General features: G+C 46.6%; 21 protein-coding genes. 11 read left to right on the forward strand and 10 right to left on the reverse strand.

Going from position 1 to position 19,593, the window contains the following annotated elements; genetic code table 11:
* Window positions 1-53: 53 nt before the first annotated feature.
* The 3 genes from xylB (at window position 54) to V1L52_RS10580 (ending at window position 3,960) form a co-directional block, all read left to right on the forward strand.
* Window positions 54-1,538: a xylulokinase gene (gene xylB / locus V1L52_RS10570; protein ID WP_428769465.1), complete on the forward strand. Its 1,485-nt coding sequence runs from the start codon at window positions 54-56 to the stop codon at window positions 1,536-1,538.
* A 62-nt stretch (window positions 1,539-1,600) separates the two neighbouring features.
* The gene (gene xylA / locus V1L52_RS10575) at window positions 1,601-2,938 is read left to right on the forward strand and encodes a xylose isomerase (RefSeq protein WP_428769467.1); all 1,338 of its coding nucleotides are present in this window, start codon (window positions 1,601-1,603) and stop codon (window positions 2,936-2,938) included.
* Window positions 2,939-3,000: 62 nt separating this feature from the next.
* Window positions 3,001-3,960, forward strand: coding sequence for a D-2-hydroxyacid dehydrogenase (locus V1L52_RS10580; RefSeq protein WP_428769469.1), 960 nt, complete (start codon window positions 3,001-3,003; stop codon window positions 3,958-3,960).
* Between the two features lie 11 nt (window positions 3,961-3,971).
* Here the strand turns inward: V1L52_RS10580 and V1L52_RS10585 are convergent, their stop codons facing one another.
* Window positions 3,972-4,874: a P-loop NTPase gene (locus tag V1L52_RS10585; protein ID WP_428769471.1), complete on the reverse strand. Its 903-nt coding sequence runs from the start codon at window positions 4,872-4,874 to the stop codon at window positions 3,972-3,974.
* Between the two features lie 68 nt (window positions 4,875-4,942).
* Complete coding sequence (locus V1L52_RS10590; protein ID WP_428769473.1) at window positions 4,943-5,440, reverse strand: DUF2147 domain-containing protein; 498 nt, start codon at window positions 5,438-5,440, stop codon at window positions 4,943-4,945.
* A gap of 152 nt (window positions 5,441-5,592) precedes the next feature.
* On the opposite strand from V1L52_RS10590, the gene V1L52_RS10595 reads away from it, so the two are divergent.
* The 4 genes from V1L52_RS10595 to V1L52_RS10610 all read left to right on the forward strand — a co-directional run bounded on the left by V1L52_RS10595 (window position 5,593) and on the right by V1L52_RS10610 (window position 9,437).
* Window positions 5,593-6,753 (forward strand): aminopeptidase, encoded by a 1,161-nt coding sequence (locus V1L52_RS10595; RefSeq protein ID WP_428769475.1) that lies wholly within the window; start codon window positions 5,593-5,595, stop codon window positions 6,751-6,753.
* 8 nt (window positions 6,754-6,761) lie between these two features.
* Window positions 6,762-8,279, forward strand: coding sequence for a tRNA (N6-isopentenyl adenosine(37)-C2)-methylthiotransferase MiaB (gene miaB / locus V1L52_RS10600; protein ID WP_428769477.1), 1,518 nt, complete (start codon window positions 6,762-6,764; stop codon window positions 8,277-8,279).
* 61 nt (window positions 8,280-8,340) lie between these two features.
* Window positions 8,341-8,694 carry a hypothetical protein gene (locus tag V1L52_RS10605; protein ID WP_428769479.1) on the forward strand — a complete coding sequence of 118 codons (354 nt, stop codon included), beginning with the start codon at window positions 8,341-8,343 and terminating at the stop codon, window positions 8,692-8,694.
* Window positions 8,695-8,705: 11 nt separating this feature from the next.
* Window positions 8,706-9,437 (forward strand): hypothetical protein, encoded by a 732-nt coding sequence (locus tag V1L52_RS10610; protein WP_428769481.1) that lies wholly within the window; start codon window positions 8,706-8,708, stop codon window positions 9,435-9,437.
* Here V1L52_RS10610 and V1L52_RS10615 read toward each other — a convergent pair.
* Together V1L52_RS10615 and V1L52_RS10620 are read right to left on the reverse strand one after the other, a co-directional pair.
* Window positions 9,434-11,002 carry a pallilysin-related adhesin gene (locus V1L52_RS10615; RefSeq protein WP_428769483.1) on the reverse strand — a complete coding sequence of 523 codons (1,569 nt, stop codon included), beginning with the start codon at window positions 11,000-11,002 and terminating at the stop codon, window positions 9,434-9,436. The genes V1L52_RS10610 and V1L52_RS10615 overlap by 4 nt on opposite strands.
* Before the next feature lie 135 nt (window positions 11,003-11,137).
* Window positions 11,138-11,884, reverse strand: a complete 747-nt coding sequence (locus tag V1L52_RS10620) for a DUF2715 domain-containing protein (RefSeq protein WP_428769485.1) — start codon at window positions 11,882-11,884, stop codon at window positions 11,138-11,140.
* Window positions 11,885-12,068: 184 nt separating this feature from the next.
* Here V1L52_RS10620 and V1L52_RS10625 point away from each other — a divergent pair, with 184 nt between their 5' ends.
* From V1L52_RS10625 to V1L52_RS10635, 3 genes are read left to right on the forward strand one after another with little or no spacing between them, the layout of a single operon-like run.
* A complete protein-coding gene (locus V1L52_RS10625) occupies window positions 12,069-13,001 on the forward strand; it encodes a GNAT family N-acetyltransferase (protein ID WP_428769487.1) in 933 nt (310 codons plus the stop codon).
* A gap of 37 nt (window positions 13,002-13,038) precedes the next feature.
* On the forward strand, window positions 13,039-13,743 hold the full coding sequence (locus V1L52_RS10630) for a DbpA RNA binding domain-containing protein (protein WP_428769488.1): 705 nt from the start codon (window positions 13,039-13,041) through the stop codon (window positions 13,741-13,743).
* A 32-nt stretch (window positions 13,744-13,775) separates the two neighbouring features.
* A complete protein-coding gene (locus V1L52_RS10635) occupies window positions 13,776-14,408 on the forward strand; it encodes an MBL fold metallo-hydrolase (protein ID WP_428769490.1) in 633 nt (210 codons plus the stop codon).
* A 3-nt stretch (window positions 14,409-14,411) separates the two neighbouring features.
* Here the strand turns inward: V1L52_RS10635 and V1L52_RS10640 are convergent, their stop codons facing one another.
* Both V1L52_RS10640 and V1L52_RS10645 read right to left on the reverse strand, forming a co-directional pair.
* Window positions 14,412-14,855 carry an aconitase X swivel domain-containing protein gene (locus V1L52_RS10640; protein WP_428769492.1) on the reverse strand — a complete coding sequence of 148 codons (444 nt, stop codon included), beginning with the start codon at window positions 14,853-14,855 and terminating at the stop codon, window positions 14,412-14,414.
* Window positions 14,852-16,111, reverse strand: a complete 1,260-nt coding sequence (locus V1L52_RS10645; protein WP_428769494.1) for an aconitase X — start codon at window positions 16,109-16,111, stop codon at window positions 14,852-14,854. The genes V1L52_RS10640 and V1L52_RS10645 overlap by 4 nt, the downstream gene beginning before the upstream one ends.
* 157 nt (window positions 16,112-16,268) lie before the next feature.
* On the opposite strand from V1L52_RS10645, the gene V1L52_RS10650 reads away from it, so the two are divergent.
* The gene (locus V1L52_RS10650) at window positions 16,269-17,255 is read left to right on the forward strand and encodes an NAD(P)/FAD-dependent oxidoreductase (protein ID WP_428769496.1); all 987 of its coding nucleotides are present in this window, start codon (window positions 16,269-16,271) and stop codon (window positions 17,253-17,255) included.
* A gap of 28 nt (window positions 17,256-17,283) precedes the next feature.
* Here the strand turns inward: V1L52_RS10650 and V1L52_RS10655 are convergent, their stop codons facing one another.
* The 4 genes from V1L52_RS10655 to V1L52_RS10670 form a co-directional block, all read right to left on the reverse strand.
* Window positions 17,284-17,610, reverse strand: coding sequence for a BrnA antitoxin family protein (locus V1L52_RS10655; protein ID WP_428769498.1), 327 nt, complete (start codon window positions 17,608-17,610; stop codon window positions 17,284-17,286).
* 188 nt (window positions 17,611-17,798) lie between these two features.
* Window positions 17,799-18,071, reverse strand: coding sequence for a type II toxin-antitoxin system YafQ family toxin (locus tag V1L52_RS10660; protein WP_428769500.1), 273 nt, complete (start codon window positions 18,069-18,071; stop codon window positions 17,799-17,801).
* Window positions 18,068-18,352 carry a type II toxin-antitoxin system RelB/DinJ family antitoxin gene (locus V1L52_RS10665; protein WP_428769502.1) on the reverse strand — a complete coding sequence of 95 codons (285 nt, stop codon included), beginning with the start codon at window positions 18,350-18,352 and terminating at the stop codon, window positions 18,068-18,070. The genes V1L52_RS10660 and V1L52_RS10665 overlap by 4 nt, the downstream gene beginning before the upstream one ends.
* Window positions 18,353-18,532: 180 nt before the next feature.
* Window positions 18,533-19,549 carry a virulence RhuM family protein gene (locus V1L52_RS10670; protein ID WP_428769504.1) on the reverse strand — a complete coding sequence of 339 codons (1,017 nt, stop codon included), beginning with the start codon at window positions 19,547-19,549 and terminating at the stop codon, window positions 18,533-18,535.
* Between the last annotated feature and the right edge of the window lie 44 nt (window positions 19,550-19,593).

Consider the following 19,593-nt stretch of genomic DNA (forward strand, 5'->3'; position numbering starts at 1 on the left):
TGAAATCAATTTCAGGTATTGAAAAAACGGATAACAAGGAGGAGACTGTACATATGAATATAGCAGCAGGTATTGATTTAGGAACTCAAAGTTTAAAGGTCGTTTTATACGACTACGAAAAAAAACAAATAGCCGCACAAGCCTCCTGCCCGCTGGAATTGATTTCCAAAGAGGACGGCACACGAGAGCAAAAAACCGACCGGTACGATGCGGCGTTAAAAACCGCTTTCGAAAAACTGCCTGTCGATTTACGTTCCCGGATACAGGCGGTCGGCGTATCGGGGCAACAGCACGGCTTTGTTCCCCTGGATAAAGACGGAAATGCTCTTTACAACGTAAAACTGTGGAACGACACTTCAACCGCAGAAGAGTGCCGCATTTTAACCGAAGCGGCCGGCGGAAAAGCCGAAATTATAAAAGAGGCCGCAAACCTCATGCTGCCCGGCTTTACAGCCCCGAAAATACTGTGGCTGAAAAATCATTTTCCCGAAGCGTGGAAAAAACTCCGCTATATTTTACTTCCCCACGATTACATCAACTTTGTATTAACCGGAAATTATGTTATGGAAGCCGGAGACGCCTCGGGGACGGCCCTCTTTAACCCTTCATCACGTACATGGTCGCAAAAGCTCTGTTCTCTTATCGATGACGGTTTGTACGATTTACTTCCTCCCCTTATCGCCTCGGATAAAAAAGCCGGAACGGTATCGGAAAAAGCCTCCCGCATGTTGGGAATCCCCGAAGGAATTCCGGTTTCATCCGGGGGCGGCGACAATATGATGGGCGCAATCGGCACGGGAACGGTCAGCGACGGCTTTTTAACGATGAGTATGGGAACTTCGGGCACCCTCTACGGGTATTCGGATACCCCTATCGCCGACCCCGAACAGGGCTTATCGGGTTTTTGCTCCTCAACCGGCGGCTGGCTTCCGCTTTTATGCACAATGAACTGTACGGTTGCAACCGAACAAATCCGCGCCCTGTTCGGCTTATCGGTTGCCGACTTCGATACCCTTGCAGAAGCGGCCCCTGCCGGCGCTCAGGGGGTACGGGTACTTCCCTTTTTTAACGGGGAGCGTACACCGAATTTACCCAAAGGACGGGCGAGTATTACCGGCCTTACGATGACGAACTCAAACCGCGAAAACATTTGCCGCGCCGCAATGGAAAGCGCCGTATTCGCCCTTAAAGGCGGCTTGGATGCGTTTAAAAAACTCGGTTTTAAGCCCAAAGAAATACGGCTTATCGGAGGCGGTGCCAAAAGCCCCCTGTGGAGGCAAATCGCCGCGGATATTATGAATGTGCCGGTCAGCGTTCCCGCATCGGAAGAAGCCGCCGCCTTGGGAGCTGCCGTACAGGCACTGTGGTGCCTCGAAGGAGGCGGTGCAGAGGCGATAAAAAGACTCTGCCGTGAACACATTCAATTAAACAAAGAAAAATCGGCGGTTCCCGGAGAAGCGGCAGGCGAGTACGAAAAAGCCTATACCGATTATACCGAGATTTTAGGGAAGCTTACGCCCTTATACACGCACAGCTGAAAATCTTTTTGAAAGTTGACACTTTCCGCAAAGGTTTTAAAAAGATTTTTATAGGAGGTTATATGTCATATTTTAAAGGAAGTACCGAATATTTTCCCGGTATCGGTAAAATAACGTTTGAAGGAACACAATCAAAAAATCCGCTTTCATTTAAATACTACGATGAAAATAAAGTCGTTTTAGGTAAAACAATGAAAGAGCATTTGCGCTTTGCAATCGCCTACTGGCATTCTTTTTGTGCCGAAGGAGCAGACCCCTTCGGAGCCGGAACGATGAAGTTTCCGTGGAACAGCAGTACGGACGCGATGACAAACGCCGAAAACAAAGCGGACGCGGCTTTTGAGTTTATCACCAAAATAGGCGCGCCCTACTATTGCTGGCATGACAGGGACATAAGCCCCGAAGGGAAAACGCCGGCCGAAAGCGAAAAAAATCTTATTAAAATTACCGACGGTTTATATGAAAGGCAAAAAGCAACCGGCGTTAAACTTTTATGGGGTACGGCAAACGTATTCAGCAATCCGCGCTTTATGAACGGGGCGGCGACCAATCCGCAGTTCGATATCGTAGCCCATGCGGCCGCTCAGGTAAAATGCGCCATAGACGCTACGATAAAACTCGGAGGAGAAGGCTACACTTTTTGGGGCGGCCGTGAAGGTTATATGTCATTACTGAACACGGATATGAAGACCGAAAAAGAACACCTTGCCCGCTTTTTAACGATGGCGCGCGACTATGCACGTAAGCAGGGATTTACCGGCTGTTTTTATATAGAGCCGAAACCCATGGAGCCGACAAAACACCAATACGACTTTGATGCCGAAACGGTTATGGGCTTTTTACGTACCTATGGTTTGGACAAGGACTTTAAGCTGAACATAGAAGCAAACCATGCGGAACTTGCAGGACACGACTTTTATCATGAACTGACTGTATGCACGGATGCGGGAATGCTCGGTTCGATTGACGCAAACCGCGGCGATACGCAAAACGGCTGGGATACGGATCAGTTCCCCGCAAGCATCTATGAAACAACCTTGGCGATGAGAGCTGTTTTACGCATGGGAGGCTTTAAGACGGGCGGCTTAAACTTTGATGCAAAGCGCAGAAGGAACTCGAGCGACCCTGAAGATTTATTTATCGCCCACATCGGCGGTATGGATATGTTTGCCCTCGGCTTGGAAAAGGCGGCCGCCCTTATTGAAGACGGAAGACTCGATACCATGCTTAAAGAGCGCTATGCATCTTTTACAAACGGAAAGGGTGCCGACTTTGCAGCGGGCAGGATGACGTTTGAAACGCTTGCATCCCTGGCCGAATCCTACGATAACGTGCTCCCCGCTTCGGGTAAGCAGGAATTATATGAAAATATTTTGAACGAAGTGATTTTGAGCCGCTAGGAGGATAATGACGGCATTGACGGATTCGGATGAAAATTAATCAATGCCGGAATTAAAATACTATGAATAAAATTGTCGTACTTGACGGTTATCCTGCAAATCCGGGAGACCTGTCCTGGAATGAATTAAAAAAACTCGGCGATGTAACAATATACGAAACAACCGAAAAAAACGACATTATTTCGCACATCGCGGATGCCGCCTATATTTTTACAAATAAAGTCCCCATAAAACGCGAAACCGTCGATGCTTGCCCGAATCTGAAATTCATCGGGGTACTTGCGACGGGTTACAATATCATCGATACGGAGGCGGCAAAAGAAAGGGGTATCGCCGTTGCAAACATTCCTTCTTACGGAACCCAAGCCGTCGCCCAATATGTATTTGCCCTCCTTTTGGAAGTATGCCATCACGTCGGCTATCACAGCGAACAGGTATTTAAACGGCGGGGGGCTGACAATACGCAATGGTGCTTTTGGGATTATCCGCTTACGGAACTTGCCGGAAAAACGATGGGAATAATCGGCTTCGGTAAAATCGGCCGCGCGACGGCAAAACTTGCACAAGCCTTCGGTATGAATGTTGCCGCCTACTCGAGAAGCCGGACTTCCGAGGGGGAGAAAATCGCACCCTATGTTGAACTTGACGAGCTGTATCAAAAAGCCGATGTGATTTCTTTACACGTTCCGCTGCAGCCGGAAACAAGAGAAATGATAAACCGCGCCGCCATCACAAAAATGAAGGACGGCGTCATTATTATCAATACGGCACGGGGCCCGATTGTAAATGAAGCCGACATGACCGAAGCGTTGAACAGCGGTAAGATATTTTATTACGCAACCGACGTTACATCGAAAGAACCCGTTCCCGACGATAACCCTCTTTTGAAAGCAAAAAACTGCATTATAACGCCTCATATCGCATGGGCATCAAAGGAATCGCGGGAACGCTTACTTGCGGCCGCTTGCTATAATTTAAAACAATTTTTGGCGGGAAATCCGGTTAATATCGTCAACCCGTGAAACCGTCAACCTTAGAGCAGCGAAGCTATAAACTCATCGAATTCGCTTCGGTCAAGCTTTTCGATTGCCCCGGCATCGCAGGCCGAAGCAAACTGCGGGTCTAAAGGAAGCTTAATTGCGCGGGGAATATTGTGCTTGGCCGCAAGCTCTTCGGCATGACTTTTACCGAACACTTCAATCTTTGTATTACAGCCGGGACATTCGATATAGCTCATGTTTTCCACAAGGGCCAAAACGGGAATATGCATCATATCCGCCATCTTTACGGCCTTTTCGACAATCATACCGACCAGTTCCTGCGGACTTGCAACAACGACAATCCCGTCAACAGCCAGCGATTGAAAAACGGTTAAGGGCACGTCCCCCGTTCCGGGCGGCATATCGACAAACATGCAATCCACGTCTTCCCAAACAACATCCGTCCAAAACTGTTTGACGGCTCCGGCAATAACCGGGCCGCGCCAAAGAACGGGATCGGTTTCGTTTTCCAGCAAAAAGTTGATTGACATAACCTGAATGCCCCCGTCGGTAACTACCGGATATATGCCGTTTTCATCACCCATAGCTTTTCCGTGTAAACCGAAAACTTTGGGAATCGAGGGCCCCGTAATATCGGCATCAAGTACCGCAGAGCGCAAGCCTTTTTTTTGAACCGCAGAAGCTAAAAGAGAGGTAACAAGGGATTTTCCGACCCCGCCCTTACCGCTTACAACTCCTATCACCTTTTTAATCTTCGACTTGGGATGGGGAGCGGCACTTAAATCGCTATGCGAGTGCTGAGGATGACTTCCCTGCGAGGAAGCTTCTTCTTTACGTGAAGAACAATTTTTTGTACAGCCGGCACAATTCGATTGCGATGAGGATGTACAGCCGTTTTCCGATGCATTTTGTTGATTATGTGTTTTATCGTCCATATCTATAAAATACACCTTTATTACCGATTCGTCAATTTTAGCGGGCGGGCAACGGCTGTATGCTTATACTATTGAATTTTATCTATTTCTTCGGGAGTCGATTTTTTCCAAAATTGGCTTCTTCCGATTCCCATACCGATTTCGCCGCGCATTTCAAGGGTATCTTCCTTGTATTTTTTGCCGTCGGCGGCACGGAAGGTAATCTTACATTTGTACATTTTACCGTCGGCAGGATCGATAATATTGCCGCCGGCCCATTGACCTTCATTTTTTTTGGTTAAGCCCCAAATCCAGGGAGTACCGACTACAGTCATTTTATTGACCGCCCCTTGTACGGGAAAATCCTTGTAGGATTCTTTTACATCGGAGGCAATAGTGTCGCGCGGCTTTCCGGCGACGGCGAGGATTTTACCGTATAATACGCCGCTTTGTTCGTAAATCCGCCATCCTGCGGTTAATTTACCCTCTTCGTCAATGCTGACCCAATAGCCTTCCACGGGATCTGCGGCAAAAGCAAAACCCGCACATACCGATAAAAGTAAGGCTGCAAAGATAAATCTTTTCATTCAAAAACTCCTATAAAAAGCCAAGAAGAAAGTGTCAACTTTCGATTGACTTTCCTAAATTGGTATAAACTATATTATATAGTATGAATCTAACGGTATCGAATGTCAAGCCTCGCTTGCCCAAGAACTCACTTTCGGTGTATCATAGTACCATGACTATCGATTATGAAAAAATAAAACAAACGGCATTAACCGTTATACGCGACGTATGCGCTCTTAAAAAGGGCGAGCGCGTTTTGATTATTACAAACCCCGAAGACGAAACCCTTGAAATAAGCCGCAGGCTTTATGAGGCTGCCGACGAGTTGGGCGGGAAAGCGGTTATCGTTATGCAAAAAACAAAAACCCTGCTCGATTTTGCGGAACCTGAAGTTATTGCAGCGCTTCACACCGAGCCTGATATTTGCCTTTCCGTTTCGGCCAATAAACTCGGAAAAGATGAGGCCGGTTCTAAAAAGCCCTTTGTTGCCGAAAACGGCGAAGAGTTTAATCATATTTTTAACTATAACCTCGAAGGCAAAAAAAACTTACGCGCTATATGGACGCCGGGCATAACGATTGATATGTTTATGCGTGCGGCCAATATCGATTATGAACTTTTACAAAAACGCTGCCGCATTTTGGCGGCTAAATTCCGCAACGCTTCTTATGTCCGCGTGACCGCCCCCGGCGGAACCGATATAAAAGTTCCCGTCAGCGGCAGAACCGCCTTTTGCGACGACGGCGATTTTTCAAAACCCGGAAACGGGGGCAATATTCCGGCAGGCGAGGTATTTATAAGCCCGCTTACGCCGAAAACCTCGGAAGGCTGCGAGGGGCGTATCGTATTCGACGGTTCGATAAGCGTTACCGAAGGCTGTTTTATTATTACCGATCCCATCATCGCCGATGTAAAAGGCTATGTGTCTTCGATAACAAGTAAGGCAGGCCGCCCCGTTGACGGCTCTGACCCGGATTGCGAAGCATACCGCCTTTTGCGCTGTATAACGGCCGCCGAAAATCAAGCGCTTGAAATGGAAAAAGACGGACGGCTTCCTTCCGGTTCGGGTGGCGAATACGCACGCAATGCACGCAATATAGGAGAGCTGGGTATAGGACTGAACCCCGCCGCCCTGATTACCGGAAAAATGCTCGAAGACGAAAAGGCTTTTAAAACCTGCCACTTTGCAATCGGCAGCAATTACGACAACGATGCGAAAAGCCTTATCCACTTCGACGGCGTGGTGCGCAGCCCGACTATCGTCATTCACTACGAAGACGGAAGCGAATTCACCGTAGAAAAAGACGGCGAATTGAGTAAGGAATTGCAGTAAATTTTCCTATGACCTTTTTTTTTGAAACCTACGGCTGCCAAATGAATAAGGCCGAGTCGTCCGCCGTCGAACAGCTTTTGCTCGCGCGCGGCTGGACAGCTTCGCCCGGTGAAGAAACGGCCGATTTAATTATTATAAATACCTGCTCGGTGCGCGAAACCGCAGAAAGCCGCATACGGGGGCGCTTGGGGCGCTATACCGCGCTTAGAAAACAGCGCGAAAAAAGCGGAAAGCCTCCCTTTGTGCTGACCGTAACCGGCTGCATGGCAGAGCGCTTAAAAGATAAACTGCAAAAGGATTTTCCGGTTGTCGATTACGTTGTCGGCAACTTTGAAAAAAAACGCTATGCGGACATCGCTTTTTCCATGGAAGCGCGCAAGGGGACGGCAAGCCTCCTGTTAAGTCCGAAAACGCAGGATGCAAATGCAAGTGCAATAAAAATCGTTCAATCGGCGAAAGCGGAGGAAGAAAAATCCCCACCTGAAGTAAGGTCCGCAGAGGAGTTCTCCGGAACGGTTAATCCCGGCAGCCGGGATTTTCCCGATAAGCCCGTTTACAGCTTTGCCCCGCTTTCTTTGGAGCCGGGAGCTTTCCAAGCCTTTGTGCCGATTATGCACGGCTGCAATAATTTTTGTACCTATTGCATTGTGCCCTATGTACGAGGACGTGAAATTTCAAGACCCGTCGAAGAAATTCTAAAAGAGCTGGATATGCTCTCGGAACGCAATGTGCGCGAAATCACCCTTTTGGGACAAAACGTCAATTCATACAGGCATGCGGAGCAAACCGGACACAGCGAACAAGGCGGGCAAACAAAAAAAGGCGGAACGGTTGATTTTCCGGAGCTTTTGGAGCGCATAGCCTCGCATTTGCAAAAAACCTCTTCTTCGATAGAGTGGGTGCGTTTTATGTCCAGCCATCCCAAAGATTTTTCCGATGAACTTATCCGCGTAATAAGAGATTATCCCGTGATTTGCCGGCACATACACCTTCCCGTCCAGCACGGCTCAAGCCGCATTTTGCAAAAAATGAACCGGCGCTACAGCCGCGAAACCTACCTCGATTTGGTTACCCGTATCCGTGCCGAACTTCCCGATGTGTCGCTTACAAGCGATATTTTAATCGGCTTTCCCGGCGAAACCGAAGACGATTTTGAACAAACCCTTTCTCTTATGGAGCAGGTGCGCTACGAAGCGGCCTTTATGTATTATTATAATCCGCGAGAAGGAACGCCCGCCTGCACCTACCCCGATCAGGTACCCCTTGAAGAAAAAAAGCGGCGCCTCGACAAAATAATCCGCGTACAGCAGCGCATTACAAAAGAAGAAATAACCAAGCGGCTCGGCACTACGGTAAAGGTACTGGCCGAAAGCCCCTCGCGCGATAATAAAGCCGAACTTTTAGGACACACCGAACAGGACGGCCGCGTCGTATTCGCCGCAGACGAAAGCGTCACAGGCAGCTTTGTAAGAGTCCGCTTGGAATCGATACAGGGCAACACGTTTAGGGGAACGCGGGTCGGGTAAGGGCTTAATAAATCCGCTTTTTACGGTTGCAAAGAGCCCTGTTTCGTGATAAAATCGCATTATGCCTTTTAAATTGATTTTATTTATACTGTGTATGATTATCGCCGCCGTTTTTACCGGCTTTAATTTGGAAAATTCATGCGATATAAACTTCGGGTTTAAACGCTTTGAGCAAGTACCCGTTTTTTTGACAATTTTATTTTCTTTTTTAGCCGGCGTACTTATAACGCTACCCTTTACCTTCGGTAAAAAGCGGGGTTCTTCGGCGGCAAAAACCGAAAAAAAGCTTTTTGCAAAAAAAGAAAAGATTGCAAAAAATGCGCTCCGGAAAAATCCTGACGAACATACCGTTTTGCCCGTGCAAAACGTTTTGCAGCCGCAAGACTCGGCGGCATCCGAAACCAAAAAAGCGTGAAAGGCCGGTTTGTGAACAAGCTTATATACGCCTTTTCGGGGAGCCGGAACCCCATACTCTATCCGCTCTTTTTTTCCCTTTTTATGCCGCTTTTTGTATGCGCCCAAACGGTTACACCCGCAGGAACAACTCCCTCCGCGGAATCGCAGGCCGTCCTTCCCCTCATAGAAGAGTTAAGCAAAACGGTAAAAAGCGGCACGTCTGCGGAACAAAGGCTTAAGGCCGCCGAACGGCTGGCCCCCTTACAGGAACAGACGGGCTTATATGCGGAAGCTTCGGCAACCTACGGTACGGCAGCTTCTTTGGCGGGTGTACAAAGCGAGCGCGGGCAGAGATTGCTACTCGGCTCCGTGCGCTGCGCCCTTTCTTCCGCCGATGTATCGGCGGCGGACTTTTTATTGAGTACGGCCTTTTCATCCCCTGCGACTGCGGAAATACGCTCTTCGGCAAAATTGTACGCACTGTGGAGCTGGATTATAAAGGCTCAAAATCAAAAAGAACTGGAAGGCCCCGTCTCGGTTTTAAAATCCTATGCGGCCGCTCAAGATATGGCGAGCCTCAAGCCGGTGATTTTGTTAACCCTGCATCATATAACGGAAGAAAAAAAGTGGGCGGAAGCCCTTGCAAGGGAATTTCCCGATTCCCCCGAAGCCGCAGTTGCTGCAGGAAATGCAAGAACCCTGCCCGCGCCCTTTTGGTTTTTTTTGAAAACACAAACCGAACCGGAAGATTCAGCCCCCTAATCCCGGACGGCCGAAAGTTCCAATTGCAAGCTTCTCCCGAGGGCGCTTTCCGCCTGCGATATGCTCAGCTTTACGGGCGTTAATATAATCCGCGTACCCGTCGTTTTTTTTCCGTCATCCGCCTTATCGGAAACGGCATTTGCAGAAGAACGCTCGGTTTGAGAACTTATAATTTCGGTGCGGTAAAATCCCGAAAAGACTCCTCCCGTATTACGGCTTTTGAATTGCAAAAGATGCTCGCCAAAGGCGGTTAACACCGAAAAAACGCCGCTTTCGGTTAAAGCCCCGTTTTTTGCCGTATACACTCCCCCCGAACAGCTGAGCTCCCACCCGTTATCGCACTTCCAAACCGTGCGGCCGCTCGTTTGCAAGGTCTTAATAATATCAACCGGAGGCTTTTCCGCCTGCGTTTGTACCGGCGAAGCGGCAAAGAGCGCGTCCGTACTTTGTTTTTTATAGTCTCCGTCCCAAAGCGTTTCCGAACTGATAAGCATACCCAAGTCATCGACAACCTTTATACGTATTTCATCGGTGGAAACAAGGGCTATGTCAAAACGGCGCGAAATATTCGATATGGACTGGTTGGTTGTATATACGAGAATACCGTTACGCCTGAGCGTACTGCGCTCCCATGTATGCAGCTCCTGCCTGTCATACTGAAAAAAAATAATTTCTTTTTTTTCGTAATCGAAAAACAGATAACGGTTGTGTTCCGCCGTCTTTCCGGATTTCATCCATACTCCGTTTAAAAAACCGGCAAAGGTTTCTTCCGTTCCGTCCTGAATTTTGGACAATTCCTGGGCCGTAAGACTTTTTTCCGTTATTTTTGTTTCAACCTTTTTAACATATTTTTTTTGGTTTTTATCCCAATCGTACATAATTTGCAGCTGGTCAAGAGAGCCTTCCGGAGCATTCGGATCCGAGGTATACGCCCATACGGGAAAACTTTCTCCGTCCGCACTTTCCAAAGGATAGGAATCGCTTCGGTTTTTTTGCTGGATAAAGATTGTTCCGGCGGCATATAAATCGGCAATTTCATGCAAAAAAAAGCCCGAAGCGTTTTTACGGGGAAGCCATGCCTGAAAGCGCGATTCATTTTTAATGCCGTAACCGGTTATAATGAGGGCGTTTTCGTGCGTTCCGGTTATATCCGACACCGATAAAAAAAAGGTTTTTACCTGCTCTATATCGCTCGGAATTTCGGCCGAACGTTCATATTTATTCAAAAAGGGATTATACAAGCCTACAATAACCTTGATAAATTGACTGTCGGGCGTTTTCAGTGCAATAATCTGGTCTTCATACCCGTCTGCGTCAAAGTCGATTGAATAAGCCGTAATCAGTATTTCGCCTGCAAGCAGAGGAATCAGCGAGGTTTGTACCGTTTCTTCGGTTTCAAGGCTGTTTTCCTGCCGTACGGAGGGTTCACCCCCCGAAAGAGAAGGTATAACGGTTTTGGTATATACCGTATCCTTTAAATCTTTTTTCGGCATTTGCCTTAGCAGGGCAAAAATCACGATAACAAGGCCGATAAGACCAAACAAAAAAACGGTGATTTTTTTCATATCGGCATACTATACCCTATTTTTGCCCTCCGTTCAACCGTTTTGTAAAGAGATGTAAAGGGGCTGTCTTAAAACCTCATCGTTTTTTTGACAGCCCCTGCGGACTCCCGTTTTATCGGCGATTCCGTTTAAGATTTAGAGTTTAAATATGGGGCCGATTTTTAAAGTAAAGACGTTCGTAAACGCAGGACTGGTTATATCGCTTCCCGTTCCGAAATAGGGCAAACCGGAAGGCAGCCCCGGAGTATCATACCATATCCAGCCTGCACCGATTGTATCCAAGATACCCACATTAATTCCGATATTTTTTGTAAAAAAGTAGGAAGCTCCAAAATACAACGGAATACCGAAATCGGCTTTTTTCAGTTCAATATCAAGTCCCGATGCCGTCAGCCCTGAAGATGAAACTTCGGTTATTTGAGTAATACCGCCGCCTGCTCCAATACCGGATGCAGCGGTAAGAAAAAGGTTCGGGATGCCGCGGTAGGTATAGCCGAATAATAAATTGCCTTGTAAAAATAAGCCTTTTGTTTTTACGGTAACCTTTGCATAAGGCGGTAATGAATCCGGATAAAGTGTATATTTATGAACAGCCTTCATCTCCGAGCCGGTTAAAAAATCGGTTGAAGCCAAAAACGTAAAACCGCTCTTGGATATTTCTCCGAGCGAAACACCGAAACTGAATGGTACCCATGTTATGGTATTCCTTTCTTTTACAATATACCAATCTGTAATCAACCCGATTTGCTTTTGAATCTGCTTCGTGCTCTCTTCTGTGGAATACAGATTTGAAAATCCCGCCGTCGGACTTACAACAAATTCCGCACATACATTTACACAAAGCAAACCGACCCCGATAAAAATTAACATAGCTCTTTTCATTTTATCATCCTCCTGATTGCTGTTTTTTTTACCGTAAATAAAACAATGAAAAGTTTCTTCTATTATACCCCCCCCCCCCCGAAAAAAATCAAGAGAAATCGGGACATTTGTAAAAAAAAGAAAGATGTCAATGCGCAAGCCTCGCCGTTGCTTTTCTTGTAAAATATGGTATAATAAAAAAGGTATGCAATTTGAACTTACGGATGAAATCGTTAATCAAATTATATTCTCCATGGAGGATCAAAAAGTCCTCCGTGTTTTTGATTCGGAGAACAACAGTTTGGTTGCTTTTAACGGCAGCGAGCATACGGACGGCAACAGGTTTTATCCTTTGCCCGTATGGGATTCCGTCAACGGGTTTGCGATTATGGAGCATTTTGTGTCCGGTCTCCGCAATCCTCCCGTCAAGGAAAAACTGCGTACCGTATTATCCGGGGGCAAGGGAGTATTCCGCGGTTTTAAGGATGTACTCAAAGAACACCCGGAAGTTGAAAACCTGTGGTTCTCATTCAAAGAGCGGGCTTTAAAACGTGAAATTACCGCATGGTATAATCTCCTGCGGGATTCATGGAGTTTGGAAAAAATAGGAGAAGAACCGGAAGAAACGGATGAATTGCTCCATACCGATTTTATCTTCCGCCCTTACGATGCTGAAGCGGATATGCATTCTCTGCGCGAAGCCCGGATTTGCGCCGAGGAGGAAATCCGTTCAGCATATGAAAAGGAATTGGCGGAAACGCTTTTATTTTTACGGCGTTCTTCCGTACCCGGCAATAGGGAAACGGATGGATACACCCTCCTTGCACATACGGCGCAAAAGGACTTTGCAGGTTTTATCAGCGCCCTTCCCTTTCCCGAAAACTCGCATAAAACGATGCTTATAACGTCTTTTTATGTTTTGCCCGCATGGAGGGGACTGGGGGTAGGAAAATCGCTTTTTACCCGTTGTACGGATATACTCAAAAACGACGGTATAAGGCGGATTATTGTACCCGCAGTTCATATCCCCGATTTTTTTGAACATATTATGTTCCGAAGCGGTTTTCAACGGATCCCGGCAGGATTTTATGCCGATACGGACACACAAACGGGAACTTCTACAGAATTCGGTTTTTAGAGGTTCTCAAATTCATATTTTTTATCAGGAGAAGATGATGGCTTTTCAACGGGACAATTCCGGCATAAACGAGCGTTTTGAAGCTTTGCTTGCCGATGCCGTAGTACAGGTAAAAACGAAAGAAGATCCCCTTGTTTTGAATGACTACAAAAAATTATTTAAAAAAAACGTACCCCTTGTTTTACGCTCTTATGTAGCGGCTTATTTGGCAAAACAAATCGCTTCCGGCATTTCTTTTGAAACCGGTAAACATAAAAACGGCCGCACTCCCTTTTCACGGCACGGACGCGGCGGCGAAAGAACGGGCTTTGAGGGTGCCAAGACTGCAAAAAAAGAAAGCTCGGCCTCTCCGCGCATTTCCATAGAACCCGAATCGGCAGCCGCCGTCTTTATCAGTATCGGACGCAACCGCGGTGTATTTCCGCGTGACCTTATCTGCTTGATTATCCAACGAGCGGGCATAGAGCGCGACAGAATAGGCGAAATCCGCGTATTGGATAACTATTCATTTGTACAAGTCTATGCCGAAGACGCGGATAAAATAATTGAAGCGCTTAACGGCACCGATTATCGCAACAGAAAAATAACCGTCAGTCATTCGCGCAAAAAAGACGAACAGGATAGAGCTTGCGAAGAACAAAGCGACAAGCTTTATGAATCATCAATCCATGATGAATATGACGAACAGACTGAACAAAGCTGCCGGACGGAAGACGGAGGTGAATTATCACGGATGCCGTAAAGCCGATGTGCCTGCAAACGGGGGTGCTGGGGGTGAATACCTACATCGTCCCCTGCTCTGCGGCACAAGGATTTTCGCGCGTATTCATCGTCGATCCGGGCGGCCATGCGGATACTATTGCCGAAAACACCGAAGACTGCGAAGTTGCGGGTATCATTCTTACACACGGTCATTTTGATCACTGCGGTGCGGTTAAAGCATTAAAAAAACGGTACAACGGAGTCCCCCTGTGTATCCATGCGGGAGACCGCGCTTATACGGGAAAAACCGCATACGGCACGCACCGTGAAGACTTTTTGCGGATGGGAGCCCTCTACCTTATGGAAGAATTAGGGGACTCTTTTTCCGATTTTCCGGAAGCAAACATCGTTTTCGACCGGGATGACGTTTTAAGCTTTGCGCCCGAATGGAGCCTTATACATACAAGCGGCCACAGTCCGGGTTCGATTTGCCTCTACCATAAAAGCGGTCATCTCTTGTCGGGCGATACCCTCTTTGCGTCGGGAGTCGGACGCACCGACTTACGCGGCGGCAGTTTTGACCAACTGCAAAAAAGCCTCGAGCGCCTTTTTGAACTTCCCGATGACACAAAGGTCTACCCCGGCCACGGCGGATTTACAAGCATAGGGCGGGAAAAGCTTTTCCGGGAAAAGTGCGGATTTTAAAAGTCAATCTTCAATACGCACGGTGCCGTCTTCTTCCACCGTAACGTTCATGCCCGTGCGTACCGTTTCCAAAAATTCATCTCCCAAATTATCGATTACGGGCATGGAAGAATCCGTCCACACATCGGCAAGAATTGCGCCGGCGGCCGCAAGCGAATCTATGGGTTTGGAAAAGAGCATGCAAGCCGGCTGCCTTCCGAAAGAAGCTGCCGTAAACAGCACCATGCCGCCGGTTGTAGAACCGATTGTCTGCGGCAGGCACAGGGCAGAGCCTGCAAGTTCTTTTCCGTATAAGTCGGGGTTGTTTTGATCCGAGCAGGTACCCTTTTTATCGCCGAACATCAAACTTTTTTGATAGCTTGCCAGCGTATTAAATCCGTTTTTCGATACAAGGGCGCGTGCCTGTGCCGTCCCCTTTGCTATAACCCGTCCTTTAAAAACCTTCATTGTACGGCCCCCGTTGTAATGTAGTTCAGAATTTCATCATCGGTATAATAGCGCGCGCTTGTATAGGTGCGCAGTTTATTCGAATTCGTAATTACGGGCATTTTCCCGCACAAGGGATTGTTCATATACATAAGCGGGCAAATACTGCTGAGTATAACTCCCGTTTTTTTTAAGCGCGGAGCATAAGCCGTTTTGTTAAAAACTTCCGCTACCGCCGGCGCGCATGTCATAATTACCGGAATCTTCAGTTTTCCGCCGCGGCTTTCCAAGCGCTCCGTCCAGCTTTGCAGCTGCGAAAGCGACAGATGCGGACAGCCTATAAAGCAAAGTTTGGGCTTTGCATCCGGATTTTTCCAAATGCACGGATAAGACTTTTTAACCCGCTCAAGTTCGGCATCGTCTATTACATATTCGCGCGCATCTTTTTGAATTAAAGCGCTTCCCCGTTCAACGGCTTCGGGAGTTAAATTTTCAACATGATACAAACCGACCGCCCCGTTTGAAGCGGCGGCCGCCCCCATATCTTTTAAATAGGAGCGCACATCGTCATTCAATTCGTTTCCGAGCCATGAAGAAAGTCCGGTAATATAGGGGACGTCTTCGACAACCTTCATGCCGATTGCGCTTCCCAAAATCTGTGCTTCGGGTTTGCGTGTCGTTTTTACGGTGATTTTCCAAGACGCTTTTCGGCCTTCGTCGGTTAAAAGACCGAAATACGGAACATAACCCGCAATGCTTCCGAACAATTCGATAATACCGCTGTTGCGGTTACAGCGGGCGCCCAAAACACTGTTTGCGTATACAACGGCGCTGCTTTCCGCCCAGCTTAAAACCTCTCCTTTTTCGGGTTTATTGCCCACTTCGTCCATATAGCAAGTACAGGTAAAGGCTTTAGGATTCATCAAGCCCAGTTTTTCAAGCTGTTTTTCGTAATCGGCTTGTTTCGAATACATAATTTTGAACAAAAGATTTTGAAAAAAGTTTACGGGTATTTCTTTTGCCAACGGTCTCGGATCGACCGAAAAAGGCTGAGCGCTGAGCGCACCGCCTTCAATAAGCGTGTCCATCAGGGCATATACGGGTTTCATAACCCCCAAACCGAAGCTGGTTACCAAATGGCCTCCCTTACTTGTTACGGGTACCATTTTTTCCGCCCCGAACGCTTCGCCGTAGGCGACAAGGGTTTTCATAACCTTTGCAAGCGTTTCGCCCTTTGCGCCTTCCATAATTTCCCGCTGAGCGCCGTCCAATTTCATAGCTTGTTCTCCTTTGCGAGTATTAAACGTGTGATTCCGTATCTATAAGATTATACCCATATCAAGCGGACGTCAATGTTTTTTTTGCCGCGAAGCACTATCTTTTTTGGGTGATATTATTCCACACAAAACCAGAAAAATTCATTATACTCAATGTATGAATTACGATGTTGTTATTGTCGGAAAGGGGCCCGCGGGAATATCCGCCGCCCTTTACTTGGCGCGTGCAAAATACGGCACTGCGGTATTGGGAAAAGACTTCGGCGCCTTAACCAAGGCCGAAGGTATCGAAAATTTCTACGGCTTGGAAAAACCCTTAAGCGGCATTGAGCTTGCAGAGCGCGGCATACGCCAGGCCGAAAATTTAGGCATTCCCGTTATCGCTTCGGAAGTAGTCGGTATTGAACAGATTTTCTCCGATTCACCCGGTGCGGACACAGGAGTACAATCGGCAAAGACGGCGCGCTTTAAACTTTTAACATCGGACAAACGCGAATTCTTCGCCCGTACCGTTTTGCTTGCAACCGGTAAACAGCGCGTCGGCTTACCTGTTCCCGGCTTTACCGAATATCAGGGAAGAGGCATCAGTTTTTGCGCCGTATGCGACGGCTTTTTTTACCGTAATAAAAAAATCGGTGTTGTAGGAAACGGCTTTTATGCCGCCGCCGAATTGAATCATCTGTACACCCTGACAAAAGACATCACCCTTTTTACAAACGGCTTGGAACTTGACTCCGGCGTACAAGAGGTTTTACCCCAAGACATCGCAATCGTAAAAGACAAAATACAGGCTATTGAAGGAGGGGCAAGCCACGCGGGGAATGCCGACGGTGTACAAACCGGTGAAACGGTACAAGCAGGAGGTCCTATCGGAGCGGTTAAAACCTCAGGCGGAACCTATGACGTGCAGGGTTTATTTATCGCCTTGGGAACGGCCGGAGCCGCGGACTTTGCCGCAAAACTCGGCGTACAAACCGGAAGCGGCGCGGATGCGGGAACCCTTATCGTGAATGAGCGCTTTCAAACAAACCTTCCCGGCTTATATGCCGCAGGGGACGCAGCGGGCGGCTACCTGCAAATCGCAAAAGCCGTAAGCGACGGGGCCCACGCCGCAAAGTTCATCATTCAGGAGCTGAGGAGATAGGAGGAACCTTACACGGTTTCGTATTTTTTTACAGTCGTCCTATAGGGCAGCCTTCCATTCGTGCCCAGCGAAGGACGGCATTCAGCCGCTGTAAATACCCTTTCTCTCCGGGTTCTTTAAGCCAGTCTATCGTATCCATATCTATTCTTACGGAAACGGCTTGCTTTTTCGGCTTCCAATTTTTTGGGTACAGCTCTTTTGCCTGCGAATCGGTGAGTTCGGGAATATCGGAAAAATCAATAGGTCTCTTTTTCAGTGTAACGATTTCTTCAAATGAGAGTCCGTGACGTTTTATATTCTGTTTGTTTTTATCGGTATCCCATTCAAACCTGCCGTCATCACTTATCTTCGTCATCACGGCCTCAATCCATAATAATTGTATATACGTTTTCGTATTACGTCAAGTCGAAAATTAAACGGAAAGCGGTTTTACTGCGGAAGGAATTGTAGGGCGGGACGGCAGAAGAAGTCATCCTGTATACAGCCCGCCAATGCTTCATATCCGGGAGGATAAGCCGGTTCAATATCAATCATACTTATCTCTCAAAACAATTCGCTATGGCTTCCGAGCCGTAAGGCGGTTAACACAAGTATGTCGTCCTCTTTTTTATAAATTAAAACCAAATCGGGGCGAATATGACAATCCCTGCATCCCTTATAGTTTCCTACTAAGGCATGGTCGTGATATTTTTTTTCGAGCGTTTCTCCATCCAAAAGTTTTTTAATCACAGTATCAACTTCATCAATAATGCTTTGTTTTGAAAGCTTGCGGTAATCTTTTTTAAATTTGGATGTATAATCAAATCTGTATTTCATCTCAAAAGACTGTTTTTTGCTTCCTGCCAGGAAGTAAAAGGCTTTCGCCGCCCCATCCTGATTTCCTCGCTGATAGAGTCGGCTTCATGTATTGCATCTATTGTTTCTTTATTAAAATTATCCAGCCGTACATCAAAGGGAAAGCCTCCTGCTTGAATGGATTTTCTGAGAAACACGTTTATCGCCGTTGTCAAATTTAAACCGAGGGAGTTATAGACGTACTCACTTTGAGCTTTTATATCCGAATCCATTCTGATACTGAAATTTGCCGCCTTTGCCATTCTTTTTACGCCTCTTTAATATATAATATATGTATATTATATATCTAACGCACAATATATGCAATGAAATTATCTCGAAGTTTTGACAGTATGTGCAAACGGAAAGCGGTTTTACTGCGACATGGATTGGAGGGGCGCCGCAAAGTTCATCATTCAGGAGCTGAGGGGATAGGAGGAACCTTACACGGTTTCGTATGTTTTTTTACGGGATTTGATTTTTTTATCAAGCAGCTTTAATTCATCGTCATCTATTTTATCAGCTTGGATTGCCTCGTATTGTTTACGTTTCGTATCGTAGATTTGATATTCAGCTTCTACTTTCTTTTCCATTTGTTTTTTTGAAACGGAACCAGCTCCTTTTAAAATGCTTTTGTTTTGGAACTGAAGTAATCCGTCAACATTATTTCTCCAAAAGTTCAAGGTTAAATCTTTACGCTCTTTTACCCGCAGCTCGGCAGAATCAAGAAACAGCACGGTAAGTCTGTTAAGCATATCCAGTTCTTCTTCTGAAAGATAGTTTTTTGCAATGTAAATATCTTCTTTGCGAACAATGCTGCCTTTCCACGAGGTAAGAGCCATGTTCGGTTTTGACGCATCGGCTCGGCTTACAATTATTTCGGCTGCCGTTTTTTGAGTTGCTGCATAAAGTAGTTTATTTTGAGTTTCGGCAAAAAACAGATGTGTCTCTTTTTCACATGTTTGGTAGTCGCTGCTGAGTGCAAAAAGATCCCGTATTTTTTGATAAAAGCGTTTTTCACTGGCGCGGATGTCTCGGATCCGTTCCAAAAGTTCGTCAAAATAGTCGGGTCTGCCGTCGGGATTTTTCAAGCGTTCATCATCAATTACAAAACCTTTCACTACATATTCTTTTAAATTGGCGTTTGCCCATATTCTGAATTGAGTACCCCGTTTACTTCTTACCCTAAAACCGACGGCCAAAATCATATCCAGAGAATAAAAGGCTACATTATATTGTTTACCGTCAGTGGCAGTTATTAAGTAATACTTAATAACTGATTCTTTGTCTAACTCTTTGTCTTTTAGTACATTTGATATATGCATATTGATATTTGGAACAGAAGTTTCAAAAAGTTCCGCCATTTGTTTTTGGTTCATCCAAATATTTCCGTCTTTGGCAAGCAATATTACGTTTGCCTTACCGTCTTCGGTAGCGTATATAATCATTTCATTATTCATCGGCGTTTATCCTATCCGGTTCTTTATCTTTTATTTTATACGTG

It is taken from the genome of Treponema sp. HNW (assembly GCF_050320395.1).
GTDB lineage: Bacteria > Spirochaetota > Spirochaetia > Treponematales > Treponemataceae > Treponema_C.

Excerpts from the sequence above, each read along its gene's own strand:
- xylB (WP_428769465.1), top strand. The coding sequence starts at position 54 with ATGAATATAGCAGCAGGTATTGATTTAGGAACTCAAAGTTTAAAGGTC.
- xylA (WP_428769467.1), top strand. The coding sequence starts at position 1,601 with ATGTCATATTTTAAAGGAAGTACCGAATATTTTCCCGGTATCGGTAAA.
- V1L52_RS10580 (WP_428769469.1), top strand. The coding sequence starts at position 3,001 with ATGAATAAAATTGTCGTACTTGACGGTTATCCTGCAAATCCGGGAGAC.
- V1L52_RS10585 (WP_428769471.1), bottom strand. The coding sequence starts at position 4,874 with ATGGACGATAAAACACATAATCAACAAAATGCATCGGAAAACGGCTGT.
- V1L52_RS10590 (WP_428769473.1), bottom strand. The coding sequence starts at position 5,440 with ATGAAAAGATTTATCTTTGCAGCCTTACTTTTATCGGTATGTGCGGGT.
- V1L52_RS10595 (WP_428769475.1), top strand. The coding sequence starts at position 5,593 with ATGACTATCGATTATGAAAAAATAAAACAAACGGCATTAACCGTTATA.
- miaB (WP_428769477.1), top strand. The coding sequence starts at position 6,762 with ATGACCTTTTTTTTTGAAACCTACGGCTGCCAAATGAATAAGGCCGAG.
- V1L52_RS10605 (WP_428769479.1), top strand. The coding sequence starts at position 8,341 with ATGCCTTTTAAATTGATTTTATTTATACTGTGTATGATTATCGCCGCC.
- V1L52_RS10615 (WP_428769483.1), bottom strand. The coding sequence starts at position 11,002 with ATGAAAAAAATCACCGTTTTTTTGTTTGGTCTTATCGGCCTTGTTATC.
- V1L52_RS10620 (WP_428769485.1), bottom strand. The coding sequence starts at position 11,884 with ATGAAAAGAGCTATGTTAATTTTTATCGGGGTCGGTTTGCTTTGTGTA.
- V1L52_RS10625 (WP_428769487.1), top strand. The coding sequence starts at position 12,069 with ATGCAATTTGAACTTACGGATGAAATCGTTAATCAAATTATATTCTCC.
- V1L52_RS10630 (WP_428769488.1), top strand. The coding sequence starts at position 13,039 with ATGGCTTTTCAACGGGACAATTCCGGCATAAACGAGCGTTTTGAAGCT.
- V1L52_RS10640 (WP_428769492.1), bottom strand. The coding sequence starts at position 14,855 with ATGAAGGTTTTTAAAGGACGGGTTATAGCAAAGGGGACGGCACAGGCA.
- V1L52_RS10645 (WP_428769494.1), bottom strand. The coding sequence starts at position 16,111 with ATGAAATTGGACGGCGCTCAGCGGGAAATTATGGAAGGCGCAAAGGGC.
- V1L52_RS10650 (WP_428769496.1), top strand. The coding sequence starts at position 16,269 with ATGAATTACGATGTTGTTATTGTCGGAAAGGGGCCCGCGGGAATATCC.
- V1L52_RS10655 (WP_428769498.1), bottom strand. The coding sequence starts at position 17,610 with ATGACGAAGATAAGTGATGACGGCAGGTTTGAATGGGATACCGATAAA.
- V1L52_RS10660 (WP_428769500.1), bottom strand. The coding sequence starts at position 18,071 with ATGAAATACAGATTTGATTATACATCCAAATTTAAAAAAGATTACCGC.
- V1L52_RS10665 (WP_428769502.1), bottom strand. The coding sequence starts at position 18,352 with ATGGCAAAGGCGGCAAATTTCAGTATCAGAATGGATTCGGATATAAAA.
- V1L52_RS10670 (WP_428769504.1), bottom strand. The coding sequence starts at position 19,549 with ATGAATAATGAAATGATTATATACGCTACCGAAGACGGTAAGGCAAAC.